This window comes from Halopseudomonas bauzanensis (assembly GCF_900114735.1).
In the GTDB taxonomy this organism is placed as follows: domain Bacteria; phylum Pseudomonadota; class Gammaproteobacteria; order Pseudomonadales; family Pseudomonadaceae; genus Halopseudomonas; species Halopseudomonas bauzanensis.
In genome coordinates this window covers 34,418-50,776 of the sequence record NZ_FOUA01000006.1, presented here as the reverse complement: position 1 = coordinate 50,776, position 16,359 = coordinate 34,418, and the positions used below count along the sequence as shown (strand labels likewise).

Annotated in this window: 18 protein-coding genes; 9 read left to right on the top strand and 9 right to left on the bottom strand. The window is 61.1% G+C overall.

Features of this window, described 5'->3' with window-relative positions:
- Positions 1-218 precede the first annotated feature (218 nt).
- From BM267_RS13060 to BM267_RS13045, 4 genes are all read left to right on the top strand, one after another.
- Positions 219-1,127: a c-type cytochrome gene (locus BM267_RS13060; RefSeq protein WP_456236216.1), complete on the top strand. Its 909-nt coding sequence runs from the start codon at positions 219-221 to the stop codon at positions 1,125-1,127.
- A gap of 3 nt (positions 1,128-1,130) precedes the next feature.
- The gene (locus tag BM267_RS13055; protein ID WP_083392524.1) at positions 1,131-3,419 is read left to right on the top strand and encodes a heavy metal translocating P-type ATPase; all 2,289 of its coding nucleotides are present in this window, start codon (positions 1,131-1,133) and stop codon (positions 3,417-3,419) included.
- A gap of 66 nt (positions 3,420-3,485) precedes the next feature.
- The gene (locus BM267_RS13050; RefSeq protein WP_074781042.1) at positions 3,486-4,154 is read left to right on the top strand and encodes a response regulator; all 669 of its coding nucleotides are present in this window, start codon (positions 3,486-3,488) and stop codon (positions 4,152-4,154) included.
- A complete protein-coding gene (locus BM267_RS13045) occupies positions 4,151-5,494 on the top strand; it encodes an ATP-binding protein (RefSeq protein ID WP_074781044.1) in 1,344 nt (447 codons plus the stop codon). Before BM267_RS13050 ends, BM267_RS13045 begins: the two co-directional genes overlap by 4 nt.
- 75 nt (positions 5,495-5,569) lie before the next feature.
- On the opposite strand, the gene rplS is transcribed toward BM267_RS13045, so the two are convergent.
- From rplS to ffh, 5 genes are all read right to left on the bottom strand, one after another.
- Positions 5,570-5,917, bottom strand: a complete 348-nt coding sequence (gene rplS, locus BM267_RS13040; RefSeq protein ID WP_036991008.1) for a 50S ribosomal protein L19 — start codon at positions 5,915-5,917, stop codon at positions 5,570-5,572.
- 32 nt (positions 5,918-5,949) lie between these two features.
- Positions 5,950-6,699, bottom strand: a complete 750-nt coding sequence (gene trmD, locus BM267_RS13035) for a tRNA (guanosine(37)-N1)-methyltransferase TrmD (protein ID WP_074781046.1) — start codon at positions 6,697-6,699, stop codon at positions 5,950-5,952.
- Between the two features lie 3 nt (positions 6,700-6,702).
- Positions 6,703-7,245 carry a ribosome maturation factor RimM gene (gene rimM, locus BM267_RS13030; protein WP_036991010.1) on the bottom strand — a complete coding sequence of 181 codons (543 nt, stop codon included), beginning with the start codon at positions 7,243-7,245 and terminating at the stop codon, positions 6,703-6,705.
- A 1-nt stretch (position 7,246) separates the two neighbouring features.
- Positions 7,247-7,495, bottom strand: a complete 249-nt coding sequence (rpsP, locus tag BM267_RS13025) for a 30S ribosomal protein S16 (RefSeq protein WP_036991011.1) — start codon at positions 7,493-7,495, stop codon at positions 7,247-7,249.
- 172 nt (positions 7,496-7,667) lie between these two features.
- Positions 7,668-9,077, bottom strand: a complete 1,410-nt coding sequence (gene ffh / locus BM267_RS13020; protein WP_074781048.1) for a signal recognition particle protein — start codon at positions 9,075-9,077, stop codon at positions 7,668-7,670.
- A 156-nt stretch (positions 9,078-9,233) separates the two neighbouring features.
- Between ffh and BM267_RS13015 the strand changes: the two genes are divergently transcribed.
- Positions 9,234-10,034, top strand: coding sequence for a cytochrome C assembly family protein (locus tag BM267_RS13015; protein ID WP_036991014.1), 801 nt, complete (start codon positions 9,234-9,236; stop codon positions 10,032-10,034).
- Between the two features lie 33 nt (positions 10,035-10,067).
- Complete coding sequence (locus tag BM267_RS13010) at positions 10,068-11,351, top strand: HlyC/CorC family transporter (RefSeq protein WP_036991015.1); 1,284 nt, start codon at positions 10,068-10,070, stop codon at positions 11,349-11,351.
- A gap of 99 nt (positions 11,352-11,450) precedes the next feature.
- Here the strand turns inward: BM267_RS13010 and purT are convergent, their stop codons facing one another.
- Genes purT through BM267_RS12990 form a run of 4 tightly spaced genes read right to left on the bottom strand, consistent with a single transcriptional unit; the run spans position 11,451 to position 13,982 of the window.
- Positions 11,451-12,632 (bottom strand): formate-dependent phosphoribosylglycinamide formyltransferase, encoded by a 1,182-nt coding sequence (gene purT, locus BM267_RS13005; RefSeq protein WP_074781049.1) that lies wholly within the window; start codon positions 12,630-12,632, stop codon positions 11,451-11,453.
- Between the two features lie 5 nt (positions 12,633-12,637).
- Positions 12,638-12,850, bottom strand: coding sequence for a DUF1289 domain-containing protein (locus BM267_RS13000; RefSeq protein ID WP_074781051.1), 213 nt, complete (start codon positions 12,848-12,850; stop codon positions 12,638-12,640).
- Complete coding sequence (locus tag BM267_RS12995; RefSeq protein WP_074781053.1) at positions 12,850-13,374, bottom strand: gamma carbonic anhydrase family protein; 525 nt, start codon at positions 13,372-13,374, stop codon at positions 12,850-12,852. Before BM267_RS12995 ends, BM267_RS13000 begins: the two co-directional genes overlap by 1 nt.
- Entirely contained in the window at positions 13,374-13,982 is a 609-nt protein-coding gene (locus BM267_RS12990) for an NUDIX hydrolase (protein ID WP_036991258.1), read from the bottom strand. The genes BM267_RS12995 and BM267_RS12990 overlap by 1 nt, the downstream gene beginning before the upstream one ends.
- A gap of 177 nt (positions 13,983-14,159) precedes the next feature.
- On the opposite strand from BM267_RS12990, the gene BM267_RS12985 reads away from it, so the two are divergent.
- The 3 genes from BM267_RS12985 to BM267_RS12975 all read left to right on the top strand — a co-directional run bounded on the left by BM267_RS12985 (position 14,160) and on the right by BM267_RS12975 (position 16,315).
- Entirely contained in the window at positions 14,160-14,720 is a 561-nt protein-coding gene (locus tag BM267_RS12985) for an NUDIX hydrolase (RefSeq protein WP_051611098.1), read from the top strand.
- The gene (locus BM267_RS12980; RefSeq protein ID WP_074781055.1) at positions 14,717-15,205 is read left to right on the top strand and encodes a L,D-transpeptidase family protein; all 489 of its coding nucleotides are present in this window, start codon (positions 14,717-14,719) and stop codon (positions 15,203-15,205) included. Before BM267_RS12985 ends, BM267_RS12980 begins: the two co-directional genes overlap by 4 nt.
- 150 nt (positions 15,206-15,355) lie before the next feature.
- On the top strand, positions 15,356-16,315 hold the full coding sequence (locus tag BM267_RS12975) for a cytochrome-c peroxidase (protein ID WP_051611137.1): 960 nt from the start codon (positions 15,356-15,358) through the stop codon (positions 16,313-16,315).
- Positions 16,316-16,359 lie beyond the last annotated feature (44 nt).

Here is a 16,359-nt window from a genome sequence, read left to right as displayed (position 1 = left end):
TGGAGTAACAACGAATGAGCGCGAATTTCAAAAATACTGGCTTCGGCAGCGCACTGCGCCGCTTTGGCATGGCGGGCGCAATCGGCCTGGTGCTGTTCGTCATCGGCGTGACGCTGTTCTATTCCGATAGTTTCCAGCGCCTGGCTGCCGCTGTCGGGACCGATGTCGACCTGCCCGATGCTCCCGGCGCGGAGGTAGCCCAAGCCAATCGCGCGGCCATGCACGCCGCCAGTGCCGCCTGGGCCAAAGATGTCCAGGTGGCCGCACCCCATATCCCGGTGGGCATCGATGGCTTCTTCGCCCCACCCACAGACGATGAAATACCGGACGGCCCCTTCGGTGAAGCCGTTCTGCGCGGCCGCGACATCTTTAACAATACACCGAAGTTCGCTGCGCAGTACTCGGGTAACAGTCAATCATGCGTGAACTGCCATCTCGATGCCGGCCGCAAAGTATTTTCGGCACCGCTGTGGGGGGCCTATCCGAAGTATCCGATGTACCGCGGCAAGAACAAGAAGGTCAACACCTTCCAGGATCGCATGCACGGCTGTTTCACCTACTCGATGAACGCCCCTGCATCCCCGGCAGGCGGACCGCCGCCGCTAGGCGATCAGGTTTATCTCGACCTTGAGGCTTACGCATTCTGGCTCGCTGACGGCACGCCGGCAGGGCAAACCCTCCCCGGCGCTGGCTACCCCAAAGTGGCCAAGACCGAGCTCGGCTACGACTATGAGCGCGGCGCAAAAGTCTATGCCGCCAATTGCGCCCTCTGCCACAGTGCCGATGGGCAGGGCCACATCGAGGCCGCCGGCAACGTCCGCTTCCCGCCGCTGTGGGGTCCGGAAGCTTACAATTGGGGTGCCGGTATGGCTCGTATCGACACAGCAACTTCCTTCATCAAATACAACATGCCGCTGAGCCAGGGCCAGACCCTGACTGATCAGGAAGCCTGGGACGTTGCCTCCTACATCAACAGTTTTGAGCGGCCGGCCGACCCCCGTCAGGTCGGCACGCTGGAAGACGCACGACAGACCTTCCACAAGGATGAGCAGAGCTATTACGGCAAGGAAGTACGCGGCAAGATCATTGGCCATGGTGTCAGCCGAACCACTGTCGCTGCAGAGTAGCCGATGAACCCGACAGCAACGGCAAACTTGGGGGAATTGGACCTGGCGAGCGTTCGCCGGGCTCGGCGGCTGGTTGTCTCCATCGAAGGGATGTGGTGCGCCGGCTGTGCAATGACAGTGGAACGCATCATTGCGCGTACTCCAGGCGTGACCTTCGCCAGTACCAGCTTCGCCGGCGGCAGTGCGATGGCGCGCTGGGACCGCGACGACTTCGACCCAACACTCATTGTCGAGCGCATAGCCAAGCTCGGCTACAGGGTTGCGCCGCTGATCGAAGTGGACGAAATGGAGCGGCGCATCGATGAGCAGACGCAGGCGGTCTGGTTGCGACTGGCAGTGGCTCTGTTTTTCGGCATGTGGAGCATGCTCGGCTCCCTGATTCTCTATATCGAGCCACAGGTGGCAGCCTCGACCGCCGGCTTCTGGATAGCATTCGGCGCGGTGGCCGCAACGCTGCCGGTGGTTACCTACGCCGCCTGGCCATTCTACCGCATGGGTTGGCGCACTCTGCGCGCCGGCCTTCCTGGCATGGACGCGATGATCTCTCTGGGCGTCCTGGCGGCAAGCGCGCTCTCGCTCTGGCAGCTGTTGCAAGGGCGGGCGGAAGTGTACATCGACACCGCTACCATGCTGGTCACTTTTCTGTTGATCGGTCGACTCATCGAACTGCACACCCGCCGCCGGAGCTCGGCAGCTGTGGCTGCTCTGCGCCAGGCTGTGCCGGAAACCGCGACACGGCTGGGCGCCGACGGCACTAGCAAGGAAGTACGCGTTAGCGAGATTCAGATCGGCGAGCGCGTTCTGGTACGGGCCGGTGAGCGTATCAGTGTCGACGGTGAAGTTGTCGAGGGCGATAGCGAGCTGGATCGCGCGCTGGTGACCGGTGAAGCGCTACCGGCGGCTGTCGGGTTGGGGAGTACGGTCGAAGCCGGCAGCGTAAACCTCTCCTGCCAACTGGTTATAGAGGTGAGTTTACCCTATGGCGAACGCTTCATTGACCGCGTCGGCCTGCGCATGCTCGAGCTGGCCGGTACCAAGAGTCAGGTCGCGCTGCAAGCCGAGCGCTTTGCCCGCTGGCTTGTCCCGGCAGCGCTCTGCCTGGCCGCACTGGCTTTCCTCTGGGGCTTCCTGGCCACCGGCGCTTTCGAGCTGGCGGCATTGCGGGCGCTGTCGGTCCTGGTTGTTGCCTGCCCCTGCGCCGTAGGCCTGGCGTTACCGCTGGCTTTCGCTACCGCAACAGCTACCGCCGCACGTCAGGGTGTACTTTTCCGTGACCCGGCCGCCATGGAAGCGTTGGCGGGTGCTCACAGCGTGCTATTCGACAAAACCGGCACCCTTACCGCCGGCGCGCTGGAAGTGGTAGATACGCTTGGAACCGGCCGTCATCAGCTGCTGACCTGGGCTGCACAAGCTGAAGTCGGCATCGCCCATCCCATGGCTCGTGCCATCGCAGCAGCGGCCCGGGCCGACGGTATATCGCCGGAGGCGCACCCTGAGTGCGCGCCGCAACGCTTTGGTCAAGGTACTCGCTGGTACGATACTGATAGCGGTGCCACCACGATGGTAGGCGCCGCTGCCTGGCTGCAGCAGCAAGGGATCCAGGTGCCGCCCCTCACACAATCGCTTCCGCCGGGGACAACCCGGATCGAAGTTGCCCGCGACAGCCTGTGGGTGGGTGCACTGATTCTGCATGACCGTTTACGTGCGGATGCAGCGAACGCCGTTACGACGTTGAGCCGTGCAGGGCTTGCGGCGAGTCTGGTCACTGGAGACCGGCGAGAGACGGCCCTGGCCGTAGGTACAGCGGTTGGGCTGCCACCAGAACAGGTACTGGCCGGCTGTCTGCCGGAAGACAAGGTGACGGCACTGGAATCGGCGGTCGGTCCGGTTGTGTTTGTCGGCGACGGCGCCAACGACTCGCTGGCTCTGGCTGCGGCCGACTGCGGCATTGCCGTGCAGGACGCCTCGGCGCCGGCAGTAGCCAGTGCCGGCGTAGTCATTGTCAACGGCGGGCTCGACGGTGTGGTGCTGGCGTGGCAGCAGTCGCGTCGCACGTTGCGTATCGTGCGCCAGAACCTGGCCTTTTCCATTATCTACAACGTAGGTGTACTGGGCTTCGCCGTCAGTGGCGTCATTCCGCCAGTAGCCGCTGCCATCGCCATGCTCTGCAGCAGCCTGAGCGTGGTGGCCAACTCGGCGCGATTGGTACGAACTATTAATCCAAACATGTCGCCCGGCAGCAATGATGCCGGTCTATCGATAACCAGAAACCCTGTTCTGGAAACGCTGTAGATGTTTGGCTGATCCCCAGGCCGTCTTCGCCTAAGATGACGTTCTGTGCAATATAGGAGGCCTGAGATGCGGGTGTTACTGGTGGAGGATGATGACCTGATTGGGCAGGGCATTGTCGCTGGATTGTGCAAACACGGGATCGCAGTGCACCACGTCGGTACCGCAGCCGCCGCGGAGGCTGCGCAACTGGATGATACGTTCCAGGCGCTGGTGCTCGATCTGGGTCTTCCTGATCGCGACGGCATGGAGCTGATGGCCAGGATGCGGACATTCGAACCCGATCTGCCCGTACTCATCCTCTCGGCACGGGATGCCATTGAACACAAGCTCACTGGTCTCCAGGGTGGGGCAGACGACTACCTGATCAAACCATTCGACCTACGCGAGCTGGCCGCACGGTTGCACGCCTTGGTCAGACGCACCCAGGGCCGAGCTGTCCAGAGTATTGAAGCCGGACCTTTTCGACTGGAACCCGACAGCGGTCTGGCCTGGCTTCATGGCGAACCGGTCACTCTGTCACGCCGAGAAGTCGATCTGTTGATTCACCTCGCCGCCGCCGATGGCCGCTGGGTGCTCCCCGATGCGCTCAGCGAACGCCTATACGGCCTTGGTGAGGAGGTCAATAGCAACGCGCTTAATGTGCATATCCATAATATCCGGCGAAAACTGGGCGCCAAAGCGATTGAGACCACCCGCGGATTGGGCTACCGGTTAGGCTGGAGACCAAACCCATGAGCCTGCGTCTACGCGCAGTGCTAATTACAGGCATCGCCCTGATGGTGCTCTGGGCCACCGCTGCAGCCTGGATGATGCAAGGCATGCGTGCCAACCTGGACCGCACCCTCGATGGCCGGCTGGCCATGTCGGCCCGCATGGTGGCGGGCCTGCTTGAAGGCGCGGCCCTAGACCCCACGGCCTCTCCGGTGAACTTCACCGAGGCAGTTCGCATCAGCGGTAAGGAAGGCATTGCCTGCGAGATCCGAGCGCTGCGGGGCGAGGTACTGGCGAGTACTGGCAGCGTCCCCTCCTCGGATTTCGCTACCCTGCCCACTGGGTACAGTACCCGTGAAATGCAGGGAAAACAGTGGCGGATTTATATCCTGCATGACAACGGTTATCAGATCACCACGGCGGACCGCATCGATGAGCGGAACGTACTGATCAACGACCTGCTCGGCGCGGCAGGCGTGCCCTTCCTGATCGCCTTCCTTGGCGGTCTGGCAGCACTCTGGATTGGTATCGGCCGTGGCCTGGCTCCGCTGGAGACCCTGCGCGAACAATTGCGCGCCAGAAAAACAGACGATATTACGCCAGTTGTCGTCGACCGATCGCCCACTGAACTGCGTCCCGTTCTGGACGCGATGAATGGACTGCTCGGACGATTGGCCCAGGCGCTGGCAAGTCAACGCGCCTTCACTGACGCCGCTGCCCATGAATTGCGCACGCCCTTGACCGTGATCGACACTCACCTGCAGGTCGTCCGCCTGAGTGACAAGGAAGAAGCGCAGGCTTCCCTTGCTGGTGCCGAGGAAGGGGTGCGCCGGCTGCGGCGGATTCTTGATCAGATGATGACACTGGCGCGCACCGAGGCCGTTATCAGCAAGGGCGACGAGTGCACTTCGGTGCTGGAGGCGGTACATGGCGTGCTCAATCAGGTGAGCGAAGCTAAACGAAGCCGCCTGACTCTGAGCGTGGCGGGCGCCGATACCGGAACACCGATGCCCAGATCGATGCTGGAAACCGCACTCCGCAATCTGGTGAACAATGCACTTCGCTATTCACCCGACTGCACGACTATTGAGGTCACGGCATCGTTCGACCACTCCGCCCAGCGCTGCGTGCTTAGCGTTGCCGACCAGGGGCCCGGGTTGAGCCCCGAGCAGGTGTCCCAGATGGGTCGACGTTTCTGGCGCGGCGACCAAGGCCGTGGGCACCAGGATGGCGCAGGCCTGGGGATTTCCATTGTGCGCGCTATTGCCGCACGATTTGGCGGCACGCTCGACCTCAAGCCTCGGGCAGAGGGTGGTCTGATAGCGGAAATCATGATTCCCCTCTCGGCTGCCACGAAAACGTGACGGGCACCTGGCAGCCATCGCATATAACAAAAAACCGCCCGAAGGCGGTTTTCTGTTTGCAGGTAAAACGTCCGATCAGGACAGTTTTTCCTTGATGCGGGCTGCCTTGCCGGACAGGGCGCGCAGGTAGTACAGCTTGGCCTTGCGCACGTCGCCGCGGCGCTTGACAGTGATGCTGTCAACCATCGGCGAGAAGGTCTGGAAGGTACGCTCGACGCCGACACCGCTGGAAATCTTGCGGACGGTGAAAGCGGAGTTCAGGCCGCGGTTACGCTTGCCGATAACCACGCCTTCGAAGGCCTGCAGACGCTGACGATCGCCTTCCTTCACTTTAACCTGGACGATGACAGTGTCACCCGGTGCGAACGGGGTAACTTCACGGGTCATCTGCTCTGCTTCGAGCTGGGCAATGATGTTGGACATTTCTAAAACTCCTACAAGCCGCCGGACTTGCTTCAATGGTTATCGGTTTCCTGTTCGCGGATGTATTCCGCCAACAGTTGCTGCTGTTCTTTGCTCAACGTCAGTTCTGCGAGCAGTTCCGGGCGTCGTTGCCAGGTTCTGCCCAAGGACTGCTTGAGACGCCAGCGCCGGATCAGTGCATGATTACCACTGAGCAGCACCTCCGGTACGCGCTGCCCCGCAAACTCTTCCGGCCGGGTGTAGTGTGGACAGTCCAGCCACCCTTCCGAAAAGGAATCCTCTGCCGCTGAATCCACGTGCCCAAGCACGCCGGGAATCAGTCGGGTTACCGCATCCAGGAGCACCATGGCTCCCAGCTCACCGCCGGACAGTACGTAGTCGCCGATGGAAATCTCCTCGTCGACACAGGTCTCGACAATGCGTTCGTCGATACCTTCATAGCGGCCGCACAGCAGGACCAGACTGTCCAGTTGGGCCAGCTCTTCGGCCCGTTGCTGCGTCAGCGGCTTACCCTGGGGCGACAGATAGATCACCCTTGGGCTTGAAGGCGCCTTTTGCCGGATGGCCTCAATGGCCTCCAACAACGGCTCGACTTTCATCAACATGCCCGGACCACCGCCAAAGGGCCGGTCATCGACCGTGCGATGACGATCATGGGCATGCTCACGAGGATTACTGAACTCGACGGTCAGTTGCCCTCGCTTGACGGCCCTGCCGGTCACTCCGTGCTCGGTCAGCGCCGTGAACATCTCGGGAAACAGGGTTACCACACCGGCCCACACCGGTCAGAACTCCGGATCCCAATCGACCTGCATGACACCTTCCGCCAGGTCGATGTGCTTTACGTACAGATCCGGCAGATACGGCAACAGCCGTTCGCGCTGATCCAGACTGCCCGCACAGGGCTTTACCACCATGACATCGTTGGAGCCGGTTTCCAGCAGGTGGTCGATACGACCGAGCAGCTGACCCTCAAGGGTCACTACCTGCAGTCCTTCCAGCTGATGCCAGTAAAACTCGCCGTCTTCCAACGCCGGCAATTCAGCTCGCGGCACGCAGATTTCCCAATCCACCAGTTCAAGCGCCTTGTCCCGGTCATCCAGCCCCTTGAGCTGAACCACCAGAATGCGCCCTTGAACACGTCCCGCAACGACGGACACCGATTGCTGCGCACTACCCTTGCGGAGAGTCCACTCGGGGTAGTCGAGCACGTTGTCCAGCGGGTCGGTGTGCGAATACACCTTCACCGCTCCGCGTATGCCATGAACCGATACGATCTTGCCGAGGACCACCAGAGGCGATCCAGCCGGCTCAGGCTGGCGTGTCATATCAGGCAGAGGCCTGAGCTTCCTTCAGCAGGGAGGCAACGCGCTCGGACGGCTGTGCGCCCTGACCCAGCCAGTAGCTTACGCGCTCCTGGTTAACGGACAGGCGAGGCTCGCCACCGGCAGCAACCGGGTTGAAGAAACCAACGCGCTCAACAAAGCGGCCATCGCGGGCATTGCGGCTGTTGGCAACAGTCAGGTGATAGAAAGGGCGCTTCTTGGAGCCACCACGAGCAAGACGAATGGTTACCATGTGGACATCATTTCCTGTATTTGAGTAAGACTCACAAATTCATTACGAGCATCTAGCCCGAAAGGTCGCGTATTCTACGGAATATCGCAAACAAATGAAACTCTTTTGTGCCCCGACCCGCTAGCGGGCCGGCTGGCACGGCTTTGGGCCAGAGCCCGGCCGAATCTACCCGTCAAAAACGGGGCATTCCGCCCATGCCGCCGCCCGGCGGCAGCATGCCACCACCACCGCCGCCGCCCATGCCACCCATACCGCGCATGAGCTTGGCCATGCCGCCTTTGCCGCTGACCTTCTTCATCATCTTCTGCATCTGCTTGTGCTGCTTGATCACCCGGCCGATATCCTGGATCTGGCTACCGGAGCCGGCGGCGATGCGGCGCTTGCGCGAGCCGCTGATGATGTCGGGGTTGCGCCGTTCAGCGGGCGTCATCGAGTTAATGATCGCTTCCATCTGCTTGAACTGCTTTTCCGCCTGGGTCTGGGCGGTTTCCATCTGCGCGGGATTGATCTTGCCCATCATCGGCAATTTATCCATCAGCGAACCCAGCCCGCCCATGCCGCGCATCTGTTGCAATTGATCACGGAAATCTTCCAGATCGAAGCCCTTGCCTTTCTTGAGCTTCTTGGCCAGTTTTTCGGCCTTGTCCTTGTCCAGCTTCTGCTCGGCCTGTTCAATCAGGCTGAGCACGTCACCCATGCCGAGGATGCGCGAGGCGACCCGGTCCGGATGGAAAGGCTCGAGGGCATCGGTCTTCTCGCCGACACCAAGGAACTTGATCGGCTTGCCGGTAATGTGCCGCACCGACAGCGCAGCACCACCACGCGCGTCACCGTCGACCTTGGTCAGGATCACCCCGGTCAGTGGCAGCGCCTCGTTGAACGCCTGGGCCGTGTTGGCGGCGTCCTGGCCGGTCATGGCGTCCACCACGAACAGCGTCTCGGCGGGCTTGGCCGCCGCGTGTACCGCCTTGATCTCGTCCATCATGTCGGCGTCGACATGCAGACGGCCGGCGGTATCGATAATCAGCACATCCATGAAGCGGTTCTTCGCTTCACGCATGGCCGCTTCGACAATGGCGACCGGTTTCTGGCTCAGATCCGACGGGAAGAAGGTGACATCCACTTCCGTGGCCAGTGTCTCGAGCTGCTTGATGGCGGCCGGACGGTAAACGTCGGCACTGACCACCATGACCTTCTTCTTCTGGCGTTCGCGCAGAGTCTTGGCCAGCTTGGCGACACTGGTAGTCTTACCGGCACCTTGCAGGCCCGCCATCAGAATGACCGCTGGCGGCGATACCGCCAGGTTCAGCCCTTCGGCCTGGCCCATGACCGCTTCCAGCTCGGTCTTGATGATCTTGACGAACACCTGTCCCGGTGACAGGCTGCGGGACACCTCCTGGCCCACGGCACGGTCACGCACCTGGTCCACGAAGGTCTTGACCACCGGCAGGGCGACGTCAGCCTCAAGCAGCGCCATGCGTACTTCGCGCAAGGTGTCCTTGATATTGTCCTCGGTCAGCTTGGCGCGGCCGGTGACCCCCGCCAGACTCGCCGAGAGGCGTTCGGTAAGATTTTCAAACATCGATGAATTCTCCTTTGCCCCGCGTACCCCGTGACGGGTTGAGGCGTACTGGCCGGCCAGTATACATTGGGGTTGGTATGGATGCAGCAAGCGCTTTATCCTCAACGCGGCTTGTGCGACACTCCACTTCTAATTGATAGGCATTTTCAAGGACGTATGACAGCACCGATATTCAGCCTGCTTGCCGCTGCTTTCTATCTTGGCGGTACGCTTTACCAGATTCGTTGCCTGATGCGGCGGCGCAGTGCCAGCCCCGGTTTGCTGCGCGGTATTGGCCTGGTCGCCCTGCTGTGCCACGCGGGCGGTCTCTATGTCCAGATCTTCACCGGCAATGGCTTGTCGTTCGGCTTCTTCCATGTATCCTCGTTAATCGCCTGGCTGGTACTGGCGGTCACCCTGATATTCAGCCTGCGCGCACCGGTCACCAGCCTGTTGATCGGACTCTTCCCGCTGGCGCTGATCACCGACCTGCTGGCCTGGCTGTTTCCGTCCCATGGCGCAGCGGTCATTCCTGGCCATTCGGCGTTGATGATCCACGTCATGCTGTCGATCCTGGCCTATGGCATTTTCACCATCGCCGTCTTCCAGGCCGGCTTGCTGGCCGTTCAGGACAACCAGCTCAAGCATCGTAATCCGGTGCGTTTCAACCGCACCTTCCCGCCGCTGCAGACCATGGAAGCGCTATTATTCCAGTTCGTGCTCTGTGGCGAGGTGCTGCTCACCCTGTCGCTGCTGTCCGGCTTCGTGTTCCTCGACAACATGTTTGCCCAGAACGTGGCGCACAAGACCCTGTTGTCCTGCCTGGCCTGGGTGGTGTTCGGCATTTTGCTATGGGGCAGACATTTTCGCGGCTGGCGCGGCAGCTTCGCGATCCGCTGGACGCTGGGCGGTTTCCTGTTGCTGATGCTGGCGTTCTTCGGCAGCAAACTGGTCAGCGAATTCATTCTGCCGATGTGATGGCAACACTCACCAACCGTACCGGGGCTGCCCGTGAATGATACAAATATCGGTGCTCTCCTACTGATACTGGCTGTGCTCATCGTCCTCTCGGCGTTCTTCTCCAGCTCGGAAACGGGCATGATGAGCCTCAACCGCTACCGCCTCAAACACGTCAGCAAGAAGGGCAATCGCTCAGCCCAGCGGGCCGAGAAACTGCTCAGCCGCCCCGACCGCCTGCTGGGCACCATTCTGGTTGGCAACAATATCGTCAACATTCTTGCAGCCTCTATCGCCAGCGTGGTCGCGGTACGGTTATGGGGCGATGCCGGCATCGCCATTTCCACCATTGCCCTGACGATTGTCATCCTCATTTTTGGCGAAATAACGCCTAAAACCCTGGCGGCATTGCACCCAGAGATGATCGCCTTTCGCGTCAGTATCATCCTCCAGATGCTGCAACGGGTGCTCTACCCGGTGGTCTGGCTATGCAGCTCGATAAGCAATGCCTTGCTGCGGCTGATGGGAGTCAACCCGAACAGCAGCGATGGCGGCCAGCTCAGCGCCGAGGAACTGCGCACCGTGGTGAACGAGGCCAGCCTGGGCATCACCCGCAAGCGCCAGAACATGCTGCTGAGCATCCTCGATCTGGAGAAGATGACGGTCAATGACATCATGGTGCCGCGCAACGAGGCCTATGGCATCGATCTGGACGATGAGATGCCGCTGATCCTTGACCAGCTGCGCACCAGTCACCATACCCGACTACCGGTATTTCGCGGCGACATCAACAACGTCACCGGCCTGGTGCACATGCGTCACATAGCCCGCCTGCTCAGCCGCAATGAGTTGACCAAGGAAAACCTGATCGCCTGCTGCAAGGACCCGTACTTCATTCCGGAAAACACTCCGCTGCACACCCAGCTGCTGAACTTTCAGAAGCACAAGCGACGCATCGGCTTTGTGGTGGATGAGTATGGTGATGTGATCGGACTGGTGACACTGGAAGATATTCTCGAAGAGATCGTCGGCGAGTTCACCACCGATCTGCTGCCCGCGAACCATGATATCCACCCCCAGGCGGACGGCAGTCATGTCATCGACGGCAGCGTGGCCCTGCGGGCGATCAACCGCCAATTGCTGTGGAAGTTGCCCGAGGATGGCCCCAAGACGCTCAACGGCCTGATCACCGAGCGCCTGGAGAGCATCCCGGAAAACAGCGTGGGCCTGAGCGTTGGTCAATACCGCATGGAAATCCTGCAGACCAAGGACAACATGGTCAAGAGCGTGCGCATCTGGCAGGTGCAGCCGCGTCCGCGGGAAACGCCGGAGGCTTGATAATCAGAGACTCCGGCCGTGCTCAAGACGGCGAGAGCCCGTTCGCGGCCAAGGCTGCCCCCAGATGAAAAGTGCAGCCTCTATCTATACAGCTTCTATCTATAGCTCGACCTGCACCGCCTCCGCCGAGCGGCGGGCCCGGGCCCGCGCCAGTTCGATATCCGTATCCCGCGCCAGCGCCACACCCATCCGCCGCAATCCGTCCACCCCGGGCTTGCCGAATAGTCGCAACTGGGTGTCCGGTTCACTGAGCGCTTGCTGCAGATTGGCATAGCCGACTGACTCGGAGCAGCCTTCAGCCATGATCACCGCCGAGGCCGAAGGGCCGAACTGACGGATCTGTGGAATCGGCAGTCCGAGAATGGCGCGGGCATGCAGGGCAAATTCCGACAGGTCCTGGGAGATCAGCGTTACCAGGCCGGTGTCGTGTGGGCGCGGCGACACCTCGTTGAACCACACCTGGTCACCCTTGATAAACAGCTCAACACCGAACACACCGCGACCGCCCAGCGCATCGGTGATGCTGCGCGCCACCTGCTGAGCCTGTGCCAGCGCCTGCTCGCTCATTTGCTGCGGCTGCCAGGATTCACGATAGTCACCCCCTTCCTGGCGATGGCCTATGGGCGCGCAGAAGCTGGTGCCAGCAGCATGCCGCACCGTCAGCAAAGTGATCTCGTAATCGAAATCGACGAAACCCTCGACAATGACCCGCCCCACTCCGGCGCGGCCGCCAGACTGGGCATATTCCCAAGCCGCCTCGATATCCTGTTCACTGCGCAGCAGACTCTGGCCCTTGCCCGAGGAGCTCATCACCGGCTTGACCACGCAGGGCAGACCGATCTCGCGGACCGCCGCCAGATAATCCGCATGACCCTCGGCAAAGCGATAGGGTGAGGTCGGTAGCTTCAGTTCTTCACTGGCCAGCCGGCGAATGCCCTCCCGGTCCATGGTCAGCCGTGCGGCACGGGCCGTGGGGATGACGGTGTACCCTTCCGTTTCCAGTTCGACCAACGCCGCGGTGGCAATGGCCTCGATCTCCGGCACGATATAAGCCGGCCGCTCCAGCTCGATGACCTGACGCAGCGCGGCGGCATCCAGCATGTTGATCACGTGGCTGCGGTGCGCCACCTGCATGGCCGGAGCATTGGCGTAGCGATCAACGGCAATGACTTCGCAGCCCAGGCGCTGCAGTTCGATGGTCACTTCCTTGCCCAGCTCGCCGGAGCCAAGCAGCAGTACACGGGTAGCACTCCCGGTCAGTGGTGTTCCTATGCGGGGCATGCCGATTATCCTTTCACAGTTCCAATATTCATCCAGACGCCCTGCTCGCGGGCCCGGCGTTCACACAGACGCAGGATTTCCCGGCGCCGTTCATCAGTGGCACGTCCCCACTCGGTGATTTCCGCCCCGCTGCGCTGGCAGCCGGTGCAGATGTCATTGTCATCCAGACAGCAGACGTACACGCAGGGGGACCTGACCGGTTGTTGCTCAGCGCTCATCAGTCATCCTGCGGCTGCAGATCACGGCGGAAGCGCTGGGCATTGTGCACATAGTGGGCGCCGCCCGCGGCGATCGCCTGCTGCTGTTGCTCGCTCAACTGGCGCACCACCTTGCCCGGTGAGCCCATGACCAGCGAACCATCGGGAATCTCCTTGCCCTCGGGAATCAGCGCGTTGGCACCGATGATGCAATTGCGGCCGATCTTGGCGCCATTGAGCACCACGGCATTGATGCCGATCAGGCTGTAATCACCTACGGTGCAGCCGTGCAGCATCGCCTTGTGGCCAACGGTAACGCCCTTGCCCAGGGTCAGCGGCGCACCGGGATCGGTATGCATCACCGCCCCGTCCTGCACATTGCTGTTCTCGCCGATCAGGATCAGCTCGTTGTCGCCCCGCAGCACAGCGTTGAACCAGACGCTGGCGCCTGCCTCCAGACGCACCTTGCCAATCACCACCGCCGTATCGGCGATCCAGGCATCATCGGCCATTTCCACCCGGTCATCGCCCAGTCGATATTTCATTACTGCTCCTTGATCGGAATTGCGTCTTTGGAAGGGGTGCGCAGCGGGATGCGGGCGTCGAACGCCACATTCATCAGCTCCACCAGAATCAGCGCCGTCAGCCCCCAGATCTTGAAACCTTCATAACGGTAGCTGGGTACATACCAGCTACGCCCTTCGTAATCGATGCGGTGGGTCATTTCGCGGTTGTCGCCGAGGAAGAAACTGACCGGCACGCGGAAGACTTCCTGGATTTCACTCTCGTTGGGCCGCAGATCGAACACGTCCGGCACGATGCCGACGTAGGGGGTGACCTTGATGCCGAAACGCGACACCAGGCTGCCCAGCGGCCCGACCACCTCGACCAGATCCGGCAGCAGGCCGATTTCCTCATGGGCTTCACGCAGCGCGGTATAGGCCAGGTCCACATCCCCCGGATCACGGCGGCCGCCCGGCAGGGCGACCTCGCCCGAATGGGTTGAAAGGCTGTTGGAGCGCAGGGTGAGAATGATCTCCGGCTCGTTATCCACGCATGTCACCGGCACCAGTACACCGGCTTCCGGCAAACCGGCAGCCTCAACCAATCGCGGGCGATATTCCGGGACCCGCTCGCGCACTTTGTCCAGCATGCAACCTACCTCGTTGTTTTTACCCATCATGTCATGATCATCATTACCGGGCCAGCGCCCCGCCGATACCTGAATAGTATCCCATAGCCGTCACATTGAAGCGGCTGCGCCTCTTTACCCTTCGGCAATTGCGCAGCAAGATAGCTATCAAACTGTTCAGCCGGGAGTCGCCGGAACATGAAATTCTGCTGCCATTGCGGCCACGCCGTCAGCGAAGCCATCCCGCAGGGAGACACCCGCCCACGCTACGTCTGCGGGCATTGCCAGGTCATTCATTATCAGAATCCACGCATCGTCGCTGGCTGCCTGGTCACCCATGAGCGACATGTATTGCTATGTCGGCGCGCCATCGAACCACGCCATGGCTTCTGGACGCTGCCGGCGGGTTTCATGGAGAACGGCGAGACCACCGAACAGGCCGCGCTGCGGGAAACCTGGGAAGAAGCACGCGCCAGGGTGGCGCAGCAGCAACTGTATATGCTGTTCAACCTGCCCCACATCAACCAGGTCTACATGTTTTTCCGCGGCCAGTTGGCCGACATGGATTTCTCCGCCGGAGAAGAGAGCCTGGAAGTCCGACTGTTCAGCGAGGCGGAAATTCCCTGGGAGCAGTTGGCGTTTCCGACCATCGGTAAAACGCTGAAACAGTATTTCCTCGATTACCCGACCCAGGAGTTCCCGGTGCGCATGCGCGATATCGTCTGGCCCCAGCGTCTAGCCGACGGCGTCAATCCATGAGTCGCTGGTGCGCGGCGCTGCTGCTCGGTTTGCTCGCCGGTAGCTGTCTGGCGGATACCGTGATCATCGAGAAACTGCTGATCCATAAACAGGAACGCCGACTGGAAGTGATCAGTGACGGCCAGGTGATACGGCATTATCGGATCGCGCTGGGCAAACAGCCGGTCGGTCATAAACAGGAACGCGGCGATAACCGCACTCCGGAAGGCATCTACAGCATCGATTGGCGTCACCACAGCCCCAGCTACAACCTCAGCCTGCATCTGGACTACCCCAACCTCAAGGATCGCGCCGAAGCCTGGAAGCGCGGCGTGGACCCCGGCAGCATGATCATGATTCACGGCACACCGGTGGATGAGGAGTACCCCGAGTGGTTCTTCACCGGGCTCGACTGGACCAATGGCTGCATCGCGCTGGACAATCGCAGCATGCGGGAACTCTGGGAGCTGGCCCCAGACGGCACCCTCGTTGAAATAAGACCTTGATACAGATCAACACCCTTCACGCTCCTCTCAGCGACACTAGCCACATCAAGAGCATGGCCGCAGAACCATGCCTGTCGTGCTACGCATCAAGGAGCATTATCCGTGAAGAAGCTACTCACTATCGCCATCGCCACCGGGTTCGGTTTCAGCATGCAGGCGCATGCCGACCGACTGAGCACTGAACTGATCAAACCCATCGAGCCCGCCACCATTACCGAACCGGAGAAGGTCGAGCTGGGCAAGAAGCTGTGGTTCGATCCGCGCCTGTCCATGTCCGGCTTCATCTCCTGCAACTCGTGTCACAACCTGAGTACCGGCGGCAGTGACAACCTGCCGACGTCCATTGGCCACAACTGGCAGCAAGGCCCGATCAACTCGCCGACCGTGCTGAATTCCAGCCTGAGCGTGGCGCAATTCTGGGATGGCCGTGCCGCCAACCTGCAGGAGCAGGCCGGTGGACCCATCGCCAACCCAATGGAAATGGCCTCCAGCCATGTGCTGGCAGTGGATGTGATCAACTCCATTCCGCAGTATCGGGAGGAATTCGCCAAGGTCTACGGCAGCGCCGATGTGACCATCGACAATATCACCGACGCCATCGCGGTATTCGAGGAAACCCTGGTCACGCCCAACTCGCGCTTCGACCAATGGCTCAAGGGTGACGACAAGGCCATCACCGAACAGGAATTGGCCGGCTACAACACCTTCAAGTCCATCGGTTGCGTAGCCTGTCACAACGGCCCGGCTGCGGGCGGCACGTCCTTCCAGCGCATGGGCGTGGTCGAACCCTACCAGACCTCCAATCCGGCGGAAGGCCGTGCGGCGGTCACCGGCAAGGATGCGGACCGTTTCACCTTCAAGGTGCCGACACTGCGTAACGTCGAGTTGACCTACCCCTACTTCCATGACGGGGCCTATTGGACCCTGGAAGAGGCCACGGACGTCATGGCTCGCCTGCAGTTGGGTCGTAAGCTGGATGAACAGGAAATCGACAACGTGGTCGCCTTCCTGAAGACACTGACCGGTGATCAGCCGACCTTCACCATGCCGATACTACCGCCGTCGACCAACGACACACCGCGGCCCCAGCCGTTCGGCATCAAGCAATAATCTCGGCCGAAACCAGGCCGCGTCCCATCCGGGGCGCGGCTTTT